The following is a 13,949-nucleotide window of genomic DNA, read 5'->3' on the forward strand; positions in this document are numbered from 1 at the left end:
GAAGGTCAGGACTGAGGGGCTGTCAAGCACCGTGGGGGCTGGACAGGGCGCTTGGGGGGCGTATCAAGGGCATTCATGCGCGCCGGCTTGCCATATGCCCGCCCCTCGATGACCGTGGGGCTGTTCGGAGGGTCCTTCGACCCGCCGCATGAAGGGCATGTGCATGTCAGCCGCGAGGCGTTGAAGCGCTTTGGGCTTGACCGGGTCTGGTGGCTTGTCAGCCCTGGAAATCCCCTTAAGGCAGAGGGTCCGGCCCCCCTGGCGCGCAGGATGGCAGCGGCCCGCGCGCTCATCCGGCATCCCCGCATCGAGGCCACGGATATCGAGGCACATCTGGGCACACGCTTTACCGCCGAAACGCTGGAGGGGCTGTTCCGGCTTTATCCGGGGGTCCGCTTCGTCTGGTTGATGGGGGCCGACAATCTGGCCTCGTTCCACCGTTGGCAGAGGTGGGACTGGATCATGGAAAACGTGCCCGTCGGTGTTCTTGCGCGACCGGGGCAGCGGATTTCGGCCCGCACGGCCAAGGCCGCGCAGATCTACCGCCGCTTCAAGGTGCCCGCCGCAGGCGCGAAGGGGCTTGCCCACCAGCCGCCGCCTGCCTGGTGTTTCCTCAATGTGCCGATGGTGGACGTGTCTTCGACCGAGATCCGTCAGCGCGGTGACTGGACCCGCTAGGCCTGCGGCTAGCGATGGGGCCGAAGCGCGAGGGTGGCGAGGCCCGAAGCCAGGATAAGTCCAAGCCCTTGCAAGGCCAGGAGGTCCGGCCAGTCGCCGAACAGGACAAGTCCAAGGACTGTCGCGGCAACCAGCTGCATGTAGACGAAGGGCGCGAGCCGCGACGCAGGTGCCAGCCCCAAGGCGATGATCAGCAGCAGGTTCCCAAGCGCCGAGCCGAGCGCGGACACCAGCGTCCAGACCGCCACGTCGCCCGTGACGGGCGGCCAACTCGGTGCCCCGAGCGGCAAGAGCAGCGCCGTGCCGATCAGAAGCTGGGTAATCAGCAGATCCTTGGGCCGCCCCACCCCCGACAACCAGCGAGAGGCGGTCAGGTAACAGCCGTAAAAGCAGCCTGCCAGTACCGCGAACCCCAGGCCTGGTGTCATGCCGAAACCGGGTTTGACCACCAGCAGAACTCCGCAAAAGCCGATCATCAGCAGGCTGGTCCGAAGGGGCGTGATCGGTTCGCGCAGGAAGAGGGCCGACAGGAAATACCCCAGGATGGGGCCCACGAAGAACGCTCCGAAGACATTGGCGATGGGCTCGGTCTTGACGGCCATGAGGATGCTGGAAATTCCCCCGACCAGAAACAGCGCCCGCAGCCAGATGCGCCAGTCGCCCAGCAATCCCAGGGCGCGCCAGGACAGCGCGAACGGGGCCAGCAGCAGGAAGCCCAGGCCAAAGCGGCTCCATGCCGTAAAAAGTGGGTTCACCCCGTGAAACGCCCCCAGGATCCGCCCGGCGCTGTCGCCAAGCGGGATCAGGCACATGGCCACCAGCATCAGGGGAAGTGCGCGGGCGAGCGATTGGGTCATGGCTTTCCCATATGCGCAATCGGATGGCACCGAAAGGCTTGAGTGACGGCCCGCCCTGGGGTTTAGTTGCCCCGGACGACAAGAATTTTGAGCAAGATGGTTTCTAGACGCGCATTCCTTGGCGGCGCCCTTGCCGGTATGGCACAAGGTGCCTTCGCCATGCCCCCCGAAGTGTCGCGCATCCCGTGGCGGCGACCGGACGGGTTTCACCTTCGCACATTGCCCTCGGCCGCCGAGATCATTGCCCGCGCCGATCTGGGTGGGGCGGTGTCCTGCGTGGTGGCGGATGCCCGCACCGGAGAGGTGCTGGAAGCCGTGAACCCTCTTCTCGCGCTGCCGCCCGCGTCCGTCACCAAGGCGATGTCGGCAGCCTATGCACTCGATCGGCTCGGCCCGGGTTACCGGTTCCGAACCCGGTTGATCGCCGATGGCGTGCTGACCAACGGGCGGCTCGACGGGGATCTGTGGCTGGTCGGCGGAGCGGATCCGGTGCTGGACACCGATGCGCTCAACGACATGGCGCGCGACCTCGCCGACGCCGGGGTGCGCGAAGTCACGGGCGCTTTCCACGTTGTGCATGACGCCGTGCCCCATATCGAAGCCATTGACCCCGAACAGCCGATCCACGTGGGCTATAACCCCTCGGTGTCGGGGCTGAACCTCAACTTCAACCGGGTGCATTTCGAATGGCGGCGGGGAAGTGAGGGCTACCAGGTCAGCATGGATGCCCGGTCACAGTCGATCAGCCCGCCCGTTACCATGACCCGCATGCAGGTCGTTGATCGGGGCGCGCCTGTCTACGCCTACGAACCGGGCGACGGGCGAGAGGAATGGACCGTCGCGCGCGGGGCTCTTGGACAGGAAGGCGCGCGCTGGCTGCCGGTGCGCCAGCCACACCTTTACACCGCCGAGGTGTTCCAGGTCCTGGCGCGTTCGCGCGGGATCGTGCTCGATGCGCCGCAATTCGGCGGCACCCCGCCCGATGCCGGGCTTGTCATGGCGGTGCATGTTTCCGAACCGCTGGAAGACATCCTGCGCGGCATGATGCGCTGGTCGACCAACCTGACCGCCGAGGTCGTGGGCCTTCTGGCGACACAGGCGGGCGGCACCCGCCCCGAAAGCCTGCCGCACTCCGCCGCGCTCATGGGCGACTGGATGCAGGCGCGGTTCGGCGTGCGCCGGGCGCGGTTCCTGGATCACTCGGGCCTGAGCGAGGACAGCCGCATTTCCACGCGAGAGATGGTGCGTGCATTGGTGGGCACCGGGGCAAATGGCGGCCTGCGTCGGATCATGAAGCCCATTCCCATCCGGGACGAACAGGGCACGCCGATCGAGGATCATCCGGCTTCGGTGGTTGCCAAGACCGGCACGCTCTACTTCGTCTCCACGCTTGCAGGCTTCGTGAGGATCGAGGGCGGGCGGGACCTGGCCTTTGCCATTTTCTGCGGTGATCTTCCCCGTCGCGATACCTTCGACCCGTCTGTCGAAGAACGCCCGCCCGGCGCGCGCAGCTACAACACCCGTGCCAAGCAGCTTCAGCAGGCGCTGATCGAACGTTGGGCGGCGATGCACGCCTGAAAGGGGAATTGGTCGCAAACGGGCGCGACAGGGGGCGTTTTCTGGCCTTGAGTGACCGGGCATGGCGTAGAGGGATTAGGCCCTCGGTGCCCCCCAGACACGAATAGGACCGACCGTGGCCGAAACCACGCCGCACAGCCTGGGTGCCCAAACGCCCCGCGCGATGGAAGGCATCGCCTGTGCCGTGGGCGGTATGGCCTTCTTCGTCGTGCAGGACGGCATGATGAAGTCGCTTCTGCAGGACTACACCGTGTGGCAACTGATCCTGACGCGGGGCGTGGCAGCCATTGTGCTGCTGGTGCCGCTCATCCTGTGGTTTGGGCGCCCGCATCGCCTGCTGACGCCGCTCTGGCGGCTGCACCTTTTGCGCGCGGCGCTCTTGTCCTCGGGCTTTGCCATGTTCTACGGGGCCTTCCCTTTCATGGGGCTGGCAGAGGTCTCGACAATCTTCTTCTCGGCCCCGCTGATGATCGCGCTGCTGGCGGCGCTCTGGCTTGGCGAAAGCATCGGCCCGCACAGGATCGGCGCGCTTGTTGTCGGGTTCGCCGGCGTTCTGATCGCGATGAACCCCGGCGGCGATACCTTTAGCTGGGTCGCGGTTCTTCCGCTCATGTGCGCGCTTTTCTACGCTATTGCCCAGATCCTTGCCCGCCGCATCGGGGACCGGGAAACCACGCTGACCACCGCCCTTTACACGCTGGTCTTTTCCGGCCTGCTGATCATTCCATTCGGTCTTGGAACCAACCTTCTCCTCTCGGTTCCGGCAGAGTTTCACCACCTGCAATTCGACTGGGTCCTGCCGCGCGGGGGCGAGATCCTGCGCCTCGGGATCATGGGGATGATCGGTATCGCGGGCTACATGGCCCTGACGCGCGCCTATCAGATCACCTCGGCCAGCCTCGTCGCCCCGTTCGACTATGCCTACCTGCCGATGGCGTCGATCATGGCCTACCTGATGTGGGACGAGATGCCCGGGCCTGCCACGCTGGCGGGCATGATGCTGATCATCGGCTCGGGGCTCTACCTGGGATACCGCGAATTGCGCAGCAGCCGTGCAACGCTGAGCCCGCACCCGGTGGCGGAAGCCTCGGTCGCGCCGGGCAACCCAGTGGCCCCGATGACGGTCGCACGGGACGTGGACCCGGACTGATCCGTGCACCCGTGGGGCAAGGTCCGGGCTGACGCGCCTCTACCCGCTGTAACAGCATCGAAAACGGGCGCCCCGAACGGCTCGGGACGCCCGCTTGATGATCTTTTCTGCAACCCCGCCCGGATCAGGCGAGATGGGGGAAGTAATCTTCGCAGGTTCCTTCGCGATAGACATCGGCCGTCGAACAGTGCAGCCCGCCACCGAAGGCATAGGCATCGCGCAGGTCGACCTCGACCACTTCCATCCCCAGCTTGTCCATCTGCTCGGCCTGGTAGACTTCCGACTTCTCGACACAGACGGTCTTGGGGTCGAGCACCAGCACGTTCATCGACAGCCAGACCGAGGAATAGCACAGCGGCGGCGGCGCGTTATGCGCGGGTTGCGCGGCATCGACGATTTCCCAGCCGTTGTCATGGAACATCTTGCGCTGCTCTTCCGGCAGGCGGCGCTGCGGGTTGTTCAGGATCAGGCCGGGCCGCAACGGGGTAAAGGTTGCGTCGATGTGGATCGGGTAGGGATCGCCGGGGAAGTTGACGGCGTGCACACGGTGATCGGGGTAGTGACGGCGCAACCACTCGATCCCCTTGAGGTTGGTGGTGAACCCGTGCTGGACGACAAGGTCACGCCCGAAGCGCAGCACATCGGCCGCATCGAAAAGCGGCTCTTCTTCCGTGGTTACGAAGAACTTCTCGGCGGCCCATTGCAGCCGCTTCTCGACCCCGATCTTTTCCGACAGGTAATCGGGGTGGTAATCCGCATCGGTCAGCCGCGGTTTCGGGGCGGCTTCGTGCCGGAAGTTCGGATCCTCCTCCCAGTACTGCTGCATGAGCGGGCGGTAGTTGAGATACTCGAACCACCGGCAGCGGTAAGACATCGTCGCTTCGAGAATTTCCGAACCCACGGTCAGCAGCACGTCACGCGGCGGCATGCAGCCGAACTGGCTGTCGGTGTGGAAGTCGGGCGTCGTGACCGGCAGGGCGTGATCAATCGGAGTGGGCCGGTCCACGCGAATGCCGCGTGCTTCCAGTTGGGCCGCGAACTTGTCCAGCAGCTCGTTGGCCCGGTCGATGGTTTCCTGCGGCCGCCGCCCCCACTGACCGCGCATGTCGCTGTCTTCGGGCACCTTGGCGTCCAGCGCCGGTTCTTCCGGTGGAATGTGGCAGTTGTCGGCCCGGCCGACGATGACATGCCTCAGCGGGTCCCATTCGTTCCAGCTGTTGACGACGGTCTTTTGCATCTCTTTGTCCCTGCATCTTATCGCTGATGTGCAGGATTAGAGCATTCGGCTGGCCAACGTCCATCCACTTGCGACAGGCAGCGGCACGGGAGCGAACAGCACTCAATCACTTTAAAACACGGGATTTGCTGCCAACACCGCGCATGAGGTGTCGGAAGATATTCTGGTCTTAATGGCTTATGCGGCCTTGCCCCTGGCAGGTTCAGCGGCGCCCGCTTCCGGTCCGGTTGGTCAAACGACCATATGGCGCGCGCGGGCCCCGCGTTCGATCGCTGCGGCATGCAGCCGGTCGATGTTGAACTGGTAGCGGATTTCCTGGAGCATCTGCAGTTCGGTCTGGCGCAGCAGCCCGTCGGCGGCAGCCACGTCGCAGGCCAGAGCATAGCCGGTTTCGAACAGCCGCTCGGGCAGGGCATCGAGGATCAGACCAAAGAGCGCGTCGAGCCCGTCTTCCTCTTCGAACAGGTCGAACACGATCTGTGAGACGGTCGACAGCCGGTCGATGTCGAACTCGGCAAAAACCGGCAGGTGGTTCACGATGCGCTCGATCGTCACCAGCTCCGAGGTGCGGATCGCCTCGTCCGAGGCGGAGACGGCTACCATGAGCGCGACAAGGGCATCCTGCGGGGAAAGAGAGGGCTGTTCGGTCACTTGGAAGCCTTTCACTGGTGTTTTCACCGGGAATTTATTGACCCCGCCCGCGAGGAGCAATAGGGGCTTTCGCACGCGCGGCACGGGGCCGCGTCTTATCCGACCCAAATGGACCGAGGACATGTCTGACCTACGTGACGCCGCAATGAGCTCGAAAGCCTGGCCCTTCGAAGAAGCCCGCCGGGTGCTCAAACGTTACGAAAAGGAACCGCCCGCCAAGGGGCATGTCCTGTTCGAAACAGGCTACGGCCCCTCGGGCCTGCCCCATATCGGGACCTTCGGCGAAGTGCTGCGCACCACGATGATCCGCCACGCCTTCGAGGTGATCTCGGATATTCCCACGCGGCTGATCTGCTTCTCGGACGACATGGACGGGATGCGCAAGGTGCCGGGCAACGTGCCCAACCAGGAGATGCTGAAAGAGCACCTGCAAAAGCCGCTGACCACGGTGCCCGACCCGTTCGGCACCCATGAAAGCTTCGGCCACCACAACAATGCGATGCTGCGCCGGTTCCTCGACACTTTCGGCTTCGAGTATGAATTCTACTCGGCCACCGAGTTCTACAAGGCAGGTCATTTCGACGAGATCCTGCTGCGCGCGGCGGAACGCTATGACGCGCTGATGAAGGTGATGTTGAAAAGCTTGCGCGAGGAGCGTCGCCAGACCTATTCGATCTTCCTGCCGATCCACCCCGAAACCGGCCGCGTTCTCTACGTGCCGATGAAGAATGTCGATGCGGTGAACGGCACCGTGACCTTCGACGACGAGGACGGCAAGGAATGGACGTTGCCTGTGACGGGCGGCAACGTGAAGCTGCAGTGGAAGCCCGACTTCGGCGCCCGTTGGGCCGCGCTTGGCGTCGATTTCGAGATGTATGGCAAGGACCATTCCACCAACACGCCGATCTACGACGCGATCTGCCGCATCCTGGGCGAACCCGCGCCGGAGCATTTCACCTACGAGCTGTTCCTCGATGACCAGGGGCAGAAGATCTCGAAATCCTCGGGCAATGGCATCTCGATCGACGAATGGCTGACCTATGCGTCGACGGAATCGCTGAGCTATTTCATGTTCCTCAAGCCCAAGACGGCCAAGCGGCTCTACTTCGACGTCATCCCCAAGGCCGTGGATGAGTATCACCAACAGCTCAATGCCTATCATGCTCAAAACGCTGAACAAAAACTGGCAAACCCTGTCTATCACATTCACAACGGTGACGTGCCGGTCAGCACGATGGTGGTGCCGTTCGCGATGCTTCTGAACCTGGCCAGCGTGTCGGGTGCGGAAGAAAAGGAAAAGCTCTGGGGTTTCATCCAGCGCTATGCGCCGGAGGCGAGCCCCGAGGGCAATCCCGATCTCGATCAGGCGGCCGGTTTCGCGATCCGCTACTACAATGATTTCGTGAAGCCCACGCGGGCCTTCCGGCTGGCCGACGACAAGGAACGCGCGGCTATGGAAGAGCTGCTGGCCTGCCTTGGCGATGCCGACAAAGCCCTTGATGTCATTGCCAGAAAGAACGCCGAAGCCGGTCGCGACGATCCGCTGCCCGAGGTCAACTGGAACGATGACGAGTTCCTGCAATCCATCGTGTTTGCCATCGGCAAGACCCATGGGTTCGAGCCTCTGCGCGACTGGTTCAAGGCGCTTTACGAGGTCTGCCTCGGGGCCTCTCAGGGACCGCGCTTCGGCGGCTTCATCGCGCTTTACGGCATCGAGGAAAGCAGGCAGCTGATCCGCGATGCGCTGGACGGAAAGCTGGCGGGCTGAGCCCCAAAACAGGGGGGTGCCCCCCGTACACCCCCTGTGCACCCCCCGTACACCGGGCGTGCATACGAAAACCGGTGCGACCCCGCGCCGGTTTTCGCGTTTCTGCCCCCGATTTGACCGGTCCGGGCACGGCGCTATCTTTTCGAGCAGGACACGCCAGCCAGACGGAGGCCCCGATGCCGCGACTGATCTTTGCCCTCGTGCTGCTCCTGCTGCCCCTTGCGGCCACCGCGCAGGAGCGTCTGCCGGACAATCCCGCGATCCAGCAGGTGATCCAGAACCAGATGGACGCCTTCGCCACCCGCAACGTCTTTACCGCCTGGACCTATGCCAGCCCGACGATTCAGCAGCTCTTTGGAAGCCCGCTCTATTTCGGGGCGATGGTCGAACAGGGCTACCCGATGGTCTGGACCCCAGGCGAGGTCAGCTTCCTGTCGCTGCGCGACGAGGGCGGGCGTCCGGTGCAACAGGTGCAGATCGTCGATTCGACGGGGCGGTTGCATATCCTCGACTACGAGATGGTCGAGATCGACGGGAATTGGCGCATCGCGGGCGTGACCATCCTGCGCGGGCAGAGCCTCGGCGCGTAACGCCTTCGACGATTAACCCCGTTTTAACGATGCTTGGGTAATCCTTCCCCCTGACCGGACCCTTCGCGGGGCATCCGGGACTTCCTGACATGTATGACAATCGAGACACCCCCTGGACCTCAGCGGACCAGCGGGGCGTGACGCGTTGGGGCGGGCCCCTTGCGCGGCAACAAAAGGGGTTTGACATGAACCAAGTGATCACCGACGGGCTGAACCTGATGCCTCCCGCCTTTTCCGATGGGCTGGGGGTCTGGTCGCAGCAGGACGGGACGCCGGGCAGCGACACCTGGGCCTCTGCCGGCAACGCGGCGCTGGTGACCGCCGACCAGGATTTCGGCGATTGCCTGGAAATCCTGAAAGCCGCGACCACGACACAGATCCGCTACATGGGCCAGACGCCGGTTCTGCCGGGGCTCTACCTGCGGGTCACGGCGCGGGTAAAGGCGGTGGCGGGGCTGATCCCGTCCTTCCGCATCGCGGCCTGGGCGGCGCAGGCCAATGGCAGCCATGTGCCCGGCGTGGTCGAGGTCGGGCCTTCCGTGACGCCCGCGGCCTATGGCGAGGTGACGACCGTGTCGGCGATCATCGGGCTGGGGGACCGGGGCGGCGTCGACATGGCCTGGGGCGAGCAGGCGGCCTATGGGCATGTGGGGCTGGACGTGACCGGGCCGAACGGGGGCAGCGTGCGCATCGAGTCCATCAAGGTCGAGGACATCACCCATGTCTTCCACCGCAAGCTGATGGACTGGGTCGACGTGAAGGATTTCGGTGCCATGGGCGATGGCGTCACCGATGACACGGCGGCCTTCGAGGCTGCGGATGCCGCCGCTGCCGGACGCGAGGTGCTGGTGGGCGAGGGCACCTTCCTGATCGGGTCCAACCTGACCATGCAGTCGCCCGTCCGCTTCCATGGGCAACTGTCCATGGCCGATCACGTGCGCCTGGTTCTGAGCGAGAATTTCGACCTGCCATCCTATGCAGATGCCTTCGGCGGAGACGAGGTGCAGGGGTTCAAGAAAGCCTTCCAGGCGATGCTGAACCACGGCGATCATGACAGTTTCGACATGATGGGGCGGCGGGTCCTGCTGGACGGGCCGATCGACATGGCCGCGGCCGTGGGCAACAAGGTGAGCTATGCCAACCGCCGGGTCATCCGCAACGGGCAGTTCAGTTGCTTGGCGGGCCCCAACTGGGATGACGAGGTGCATACCGCCACGGCCACCTGGTCGGCGGCGAACCCCGCGCGGCTGGACAACGTGACCAATGCGGGCACGATCCCCATCGGGTCGCTGGTAACGGCAGCGCAGGGCGTGGGGCGCGAGGTGTATGTGCGTGACGTGAACGCGGCGCAGAACCGCGTCTTCCTGTCGGCCGAGCTGTCGGTGCCGCCTTCGAGCCAGAGCTACACCTTCACCCGGTTCAAATACATCCTCGATTTCGCGGGCTTCGAGAACCTGCAACGTTTCTCGATCGAGGGGGTGGAGTTTCTCTGCGCGGGCGTCGGCAGCGCGATCATGCTGCCGCGTGACGGGCTGATCTTCCACGTGAAGGACTGCTTCTTCACCGGGCCGAAGGATCGCGGCATCACGTCCTGCGACACGGGCTGTGCGGGACTGCTGATCGACCGCTGCCAGTTCCTGTCCAACGAACAGGTCCTGCGCGTGCAGGACCGCACCACGATCGGGTTCAACACCAATTCCAACGATGTGAAGATCCGCGACAACCGGGCGGTGAAGTTCCGCCATTTCGGGGTGTTCGGCGGCAATGGAAACCTGATCACCGGCAACCACTGGTTCCAGGGCGACAACGAGCCTGACGGCCAGATCAGCGCAGGGATCGTGCTGACCAATACCAACGTCAAGTCCACGATCATCGGCAATTACATCGACAACAGCTATATCGAGTGGGGCAACGAACATGACGCCGCGCCCGAGTTGTCGGGGGAGTTTTCCTTCGGCGGGCTGACCATCAACGGCAATATCTTCACCGCCAACGGGATTGCCAGCTGGTCGAACTTCATCCTGATCCGACCTTATGGCGTGGGCCACTACATCAACGGTCTGTCGATCTGCGACAACGTCTTCCGTCATCTCAACGGCGGGGCGCTGGACTCGGTCGATGACGTGGACGACTCGATCGCGCCGCTCGATGGCAGCCGCACCGCCAATTTCCTGATGACGGGCAATGTCTATCACGGGATCACCAAGAACTCGCAGAACCCGGTGACGGTGAAAGTGACCGAGAACACCGATCTGGACGTGTGGGAAGTGGACCTGCGCGACTGGCTGCCTTTCGAGGGCGAAGCGCGCACGGCGGTATCGGTTCTGCCCGAGGGGGCGGTGCGTTCCGTTGCGAACGTGGCCATTTACACCATGCCCTATGCCACCACGCGCCACGGGGTCGGGCGCGGGTCGATCCGGCTGAACTGGTCGCAGCCGGTGCATGGCACGGTGCAGCTGACCGCGCGCTGCGACTCGATCTGAGGCAAGCGGCGGGGTGGCCCTAGCGGGCCGCCCCTTCGGGGCCGGGCGCCCGGTGATATTCCACCAGCTTTTCCCAGCTTGTCGCGTCGAGCAGGATCCAGGCCCCGGCATCGACGGTGTAGCCATAGGTGACGGATCCATCCGCAGCGAGGTGGAATTGCACCCGCGCGCCATCGGTTTCCAACTGGCCGCGATATTCCCGTGTCCACAGGGTCGAGGCCGCCGCGTCCAGCACCCATATGCCGGTCGTGCGGGTGCCGTCCGACCCGCGTTGCAGGACGTTGCCATCGGCCTGGAAGAGCCCTTCATCCCCAGTGTCCACGGCCCGCCAGGCGCCAATGGGCGCCGCCTCGGTGCCTCCGATCCGTTCCAGCCGGACCGTGCCCCAAACCATGCCCTGTCCGTCTTTCCCTACCGTCAACGGCTGCGGCGGCGCGGCGACGTGATAGTTGCCCTCGTCGTCGATTTCGTAGGTGAAGGCTTCGCCGGGGATGATCCAGATGCCGGGCAGGTCGGGGTCGATCACGGGATCGGGCATGGGGGTCGCTTTCGATGGCAGCGTTAACCCTTAAGATGCACCCTTTCCGGAATTCTGGCAAGAAAGCCCGCGTTTTCAGGCAAGTGCCAGGTCGCCGGGGGTCAGGAAACTGGCCTTGCCGAAGCCGCCATTGAGATGGGCCGAGGTCACGCGCAGGCGGCGAATGACGAAATCCGTGAAATCGAAGTAGAGCGCGGCCTTGGGGTGGCGGGACAGGTAGATCGTCTTGATCCCGTCCTTGTCGGCTTCCTCTGCCTGGCATTGCAGGGTCAGGCGCGGGTGGATCAGCGGGTCGCCGCGAGACCCCGGTTCGCCCACAAGCAGGGAGCAGGTCGGATTGTCATTGAGCGCCCGCGTGTGCAGCGACAGTTCGGAAACGAGGATGATGGGCTGCCCCTCGGCATCGGTGCAGACCGAAACCCGGGACACCATCGGGCCGCCACTGTCGGGACAGATCACGCCAAGGGCGCCGAAACGGGCCTGACGCAGCAGATCCTGACCAACGGCACGTGCCTCGTCATTGGTCTCGCGCAGCATTCGATTCGGCCTGGACATGCCCAAAGCTCCTCCTTTGATCGGAAATACCATCCCCAAGAGGGCAAAGAAACTTGGCGATTCAGACGGGTTGCGGGGTTTGGGCGGGGCGTTTTGCAGGCCCGGCAACCCTTTTCAGGGCATGGCCAAGCGGGCGCTGATCTGCTTGAAGGGGGCTGTCCCATTGCAAGGAACGCCAACCTGCCGTGACCGACCGACCCGACACACGCATGAAGATCGTCCTGGTGACGCCCGAGATTCCCGGCAATACCGGAACCATCGGACGGACCTGCGTGGCCCTGGACCTGGAGCTGATCCTGATCCGGCCCTACGGCTTTTCCATCGACGAGAAGGCCGTTCGCCGCGCGGGGCTGGATTACTGGCAGCATGTGCGTCTGAGCGAATACGACAGCTGGCAGGCCTTCCTTGAGGCTCGCGCCCCGGCGCGCGAGCAACTCTTCTTCTTCGAGGATGATGGGGCAGGCAGCGTCTACGACCCGGACTATCCGCCGGACGCCTATCTTGTTTTCGGACGGGAAACCAAGGGGCTGCAACCCGAGATCCTGCACGGCATGGAAGACCGGATCTTTCACCTGCCGATGCGCAGCCCGCATATCCGCTCGCTCAACCTCGCCAATGCGGCGACGGCGGTCATCTACCAGGCCTTGCGCGGCCAGTTCACCGGGTGATGTCGTTAACCTTTCGGTAACCAGTTTGACACGTGGGTCACCATGCTGCCCCGTGCCTGCCCGGGCCTGCGCGAAAGCACCACAAAGCCTCCCACCCCATGCCCAAAGCCGTTGCTAGCCCTGAGGGCCGTAGTAACGAGCCTAGAACGGGTTTGAGTAAATGGTATCCAAGCGTTCCGACCGGTTCGCTGCGCGCGAAAGCGGCGCAGCGGCCATTGACTGGGTGATTCTGGCCGTGGGTGTTTTCGGCCTTGCCCTTGCAGTCTATTCCCTTTTCGGGTCCGACCTGACCTTGCGCGGGCCTGCGCCCGAGCAGGTGGTCGAGACCGTGGCCCCCGCAGGCCCCGTGCCGGAGGTCGTGGCGGTCTATCGTGCCCGTCCTTTGCTGTATCCCCATTTCGACGAGGCATGGCGCACGGCACAGATCGCGGCCTTTGCCGCCCTGGACGACGCGGCGCTGCTAGCGGCCTATGACGCGCAATACGGCGTTGCAACGGGCACGGTGAACACGCTGATCGGGGCCGATTACCTGGGCGTGATCGAAGCGGAAATCCGGTTGCGCGGGCTGGACCTGCCGCCGGGAAATCGCAGTTTTACCGACCTGCACGATGCCTTGTCGCAGCCCGTGGAGGCCGTGCCATGAAAACAGCATCATTCGTCCTTCACCGCGCCTTGAGCGGGGGCTAGGACAAAGCTGTCTACCCTGGGGGGTAGCTCTGCCCCGAGGGGCCGTGGACCATGCGCCACGGCCCCTTTTGCTTGGGCTTGATCCGGGTCAAGGCGGATGTGGCCTTTGCGGGGCGGAATGGGCTTGCTACGCTTGCCCCGCAACCAGGAGGATCGTTCCATGCCGACCATCAAGAAGGGCGCTGCCCTGCAGACCGTCATCACCACTTTCGAGACGACGCCCGGAACCTGCCAGGACCTGCTGGATGCGCTGACGTCAGCCTATTCGGAGTTCATCTCGAACCAGCCGGGCTTTATCGCGGCGGGGCTGCATGTGAATGACGCCCAGACCCGCGTGGCGAACTATTCCCAGTGGCAGCGGCGCGAGGATTTCCAGGCGATGCTGCGCAGCGACGAGATGCGCAAGCGCAACCGCGCCATCAACGAACTGTGCAAGAGCTTCGAGCCGGTGATGTATGACGTGGCGGAGAGCTTCAATTGAGCGAGGGGGGCGACGCGCTGGGCGAGGA

The 13,949-nt window shown here is 64.1% G+C and carries 14 protein-coding genes; 9 read left to right on the plus strand and 5 right to left on the minus strand.

From position 1 onward, the window contains the following. Positions 1-75 precede the first annotated feature (75 nt). A complete protein-coding gene (locus tag ACEQXV_RS02050; protein WP_370267653.1) occupies positions 76-678 on the plus strand; it encodes a nicotinate-nucleotide adenylyltransferase in 603 nt (200 codons plus the stop codon). A gap of 8 nt (positions 679-686) precedes the next feature. On the opposite strand, the gene ACEQXV_RS02055 is transcribed toward ACEQXV_RS02050, so the two are convergent. After that, complete coding sequence (locus tag ACEQXV_RS02055; RefSeq protein WP_370267654.1) at positions 687-1,535, minus strand: DMT family transporter; 849 nt, start codon at positions 1,533-1,535, stop codon at positions 687-689. Positions 1,536-1,631: 96 nt separating this feature from the next. On the opposite strand from ACEQXV_RS02055, the gene dacB reads away from it, so the two are divergent. Further along, complete coding sequence (gene dacB / locus ACEQXV_RS02060; RefSeq protein WP_370267655.1) at positions 1,632-3,113, plus strand: D-alanyl-D-alanine carboxypeptidase/D-alanyl-D-alanine-endopeptidase; 1,482 nt, start codon at positions 1,632-1,634, stop codon at positions 3,111-3,113. Positions 3,114-3,228: 115 nt separating this feature from the next. Beyond that, positions 3,229-4,263 carry a DMT family transporter gene (locus ACEQXV_RS02065; protein WP_370251097.1) on the plus strand — a complete coding sequence of 345 codons (1,035 nt, stop codon included), beginning with the start codon at positions 3,229-3,231 and terminating at the stop codon, positions 4,261-4,263. A gap of 124 nt (positions 4,264-4,387) precedes the next feature. Here the strand turns inward: ACEQXV_RS02065 and ACEQXV_RS02070 are convergent, their stop codons facing one another. Next, positions 4,388-5,500, minus strand: coding sequence for a serine/threonine protein kinase (locus tag ACEQXV_RS02070; protein WP_370251098.1), 1,113 nt, complete (start codon positions 5,498-5,500; stop codon positions 4,388-4,390). Between the two features lie 231 nt (positions 5,501-5,731). Beyond that, entirely contained in the window at positions 5,732-6,103 is a 372-nt protein-coding gene (locus tag ACEQXV_RS02075; protein WP_370267665.1) for a tellurite resistance TerB family protein, read from the minus strand. 169 nt (positions 6,104-6,272) lie between these two features. On the opposite strand from ACEQXV_RS02075, the gene ACEQXV_RS02080 reads away from it, so the two are divergent. From ACEQXV_RS02080 to ACEQXV_RS02090, 3 genes are all read left to right on the plus strand, one after another. Continuing rightward, a complete protein-coding gene (locus tag ACEQXV_RS02080; RefSeq protein WP_370267657.1) occupies positions 6,273-7,919 on the plus strand; it encodes a lysine--tRNA ligase in 1,647 nt (548 codons plus the stop codon). Positions 7,920-8,095: 176 nt separating this feature from the next. Continuing rightward, entirely contained in the window at positions 8,096-8,509 is a 414-nt protein-coding gene (locus ACEQXV_RS02085) for a DUF4864 domain-containing protein (protein ID WP_370267658.1), read from the plus strand. A gap of 185 nt (positions 8,510-8,694) precedes the next feature. Beyond that, positions 8,695-10,992: a glycosyl hydrolase family 28-related protein gene (locus ACEQXV_RS02090; protein ID WP_370267659.1), complete on the plus strand. Its 2,298-nt coding sequence runs from the start codon at positions 8,695-8,697 to the stop codon at positions 10,990-10,992. Between the two features lie 19 nt (positions 10,993-11,011). Here ACEQXV_RS02090 and ACEQXV_RS02095 read toward each other — a convergent pair whose 3' ends face one another. Next, positions 11,012-11,530 carry a hypothetical protein gene (locus ACEQXV_RS02095; RefSeq protein ID WP_370267661.1) on the minus strand — a complete coding sequence of 173 codons (519 nt, stop codon included), beginning with the start codon at positions 11,528-11,530 and terminating at the stop codon, positions 11,012-11,014. A 75-nt stretch (positions 11,531-11,605) separates the two neighbouring features. Continuing rightward, positions 11,606-12,085, minus strand: coding sequence for a HugZ family protein (locus ACEQXV_RS02100; RefSeq protein WP_370251104.1), 480 nt, complete (start codon positions 12,083-12,085; stop codon positions 11,606-11,608). Between the two features lie 185 nt (positions 12,086-12,270). Here ACEQXV_RS02100 and ACEQXV_RS02105 point away from each other — a divergent pair, with 185 nt between their 5' ends. From ACEQXV_RS02105 to ACEQXV_RS02115, 3 genes are all read left to right on the plus strand, one after another. Next, a complete protein-coding gene (locus ACEQXV_RS02105; protein WP_370251105.1) occupies positions 12,271-12,753 on the plus strand; it encodes a tRNA (cytidine(34)-2'-O)-methyltransferase in 483 nt (160 codons plus the stop codon). 160 nt (positions 12,754-12,913) lie between these two features. Further along, positions 12,914-13,396, plus strand: a complete 483-nt coding sequence (locus tag ACEQXV_RS02110; RefSeq protein WP_370251106.1) for a hypothetical protein — start codon at positions 12,914-12,916, stop codon at positions 13,394-13,396. A 204-nt stretch (positions 13,397-13,600) separates the two neighbouring features. Next, a complete protein-coding gene (locus ACEQXV_RS02115; protein WP_370251107.1) occupies positions 13,601-13,921 on the plus strand; it encodes an antibiotic biosynthesis monooxygenase in 321 nt (106 codons plus the stop codon). Positions 13,922-13,949: the final 28 nt, after the last annotated feature.

This window comes from Nioella sp. (genome assembly GCF_964229645.1).
Lineage (GTDB): Bacteria > Pseudomonadota > Alphaproteobacteria > Rhodobacterales > Rhodobacteraceae > Nioella.

Coding starts and splice junctions, on each gene's coding strand:
- ACEQXV_RS02050 (WP_370267653.1), top strand. CDS start 76: ATGCGCGCCGGCTTGCCATATGCCCGCCCCTCGATGACCGTGGGGCTG.
- ACEQXV_RS02075 (WP_370267665.1), bottom strand. CDS start 6,103: ATGGTAGCCGTCTCCGCCTCGGACGAGGCGATCCGCACCTCGGAGCTG.
- ACEQXV_RS02070 (WP_370251098.1), bottom strand. CDS start 5,500: ATGCAAAAGACCGTCGTCAACAGCTGGAACGAATGGGACCCGCTGAGG.
- dacB (WP_370267655.1), top strand. CDS start 1,632: ATGGTTTCTAGACGCGCATTCCTTGGCGGCGCCCTTGCCGGTATGGCA.
- ACEQXV_RS02080 (WP_370267657.1), top strand. CDS start 6,273: ATGTCTGACCTACGTGACGCCGCAATGAGCTCGAAAGCCTGGCCCTTC.
- ACEQXV_RS02085 (WP_370267658.1), top strand. CDS start 8,096: ATGCCGCGACTGATCTTTGCCCTCGTGCTGCTCCTGCTGCCCCTTGCG.
- ACEQXV_RS02095 (WP_370267661.1), bottom strand. CDS start 11,530: ATGCCCGATCCCGTGATCGACCCCGACCTGCCCGGCATCTGGATCATC.
- ACEQXV_RS02055 (WP_370267654.1), bottom strand. CDS start 1,535: ATGACCCAATCGCTCGCCCGCGCACTTCCCCTGATGCTGGTGGCCATG.
- ACEQXV_RS02090 (WP_370267659.1), top strand. CDS start 8,695: ATGAACCAAGTGATCACCGACGGGCTGAACCTGATGCCTCCCGCCTTT.
- ACEQXV_RS02115 (WP_370251107.1), top strand. CDS start 13,601: ATGCCGACCATCAAGAAGGGCGCTGCCCTGCAGACCGTCATCACCACT.
- ACEQXV_RS02100 (WP_370251104.1), bottom strand. CDS start 12,085: ATGTCCAGGCCGAATCGAATGCTGCGCGAGACCAATGACGAGGCACGT.
- ACEQXV_RS02110 (WP_370251106.1), top strand. CDS start 12,914: ATGGTATCCAAGCGTTCCGACCGGTTCGCTGCGCGCGAAAGCGGCGCA.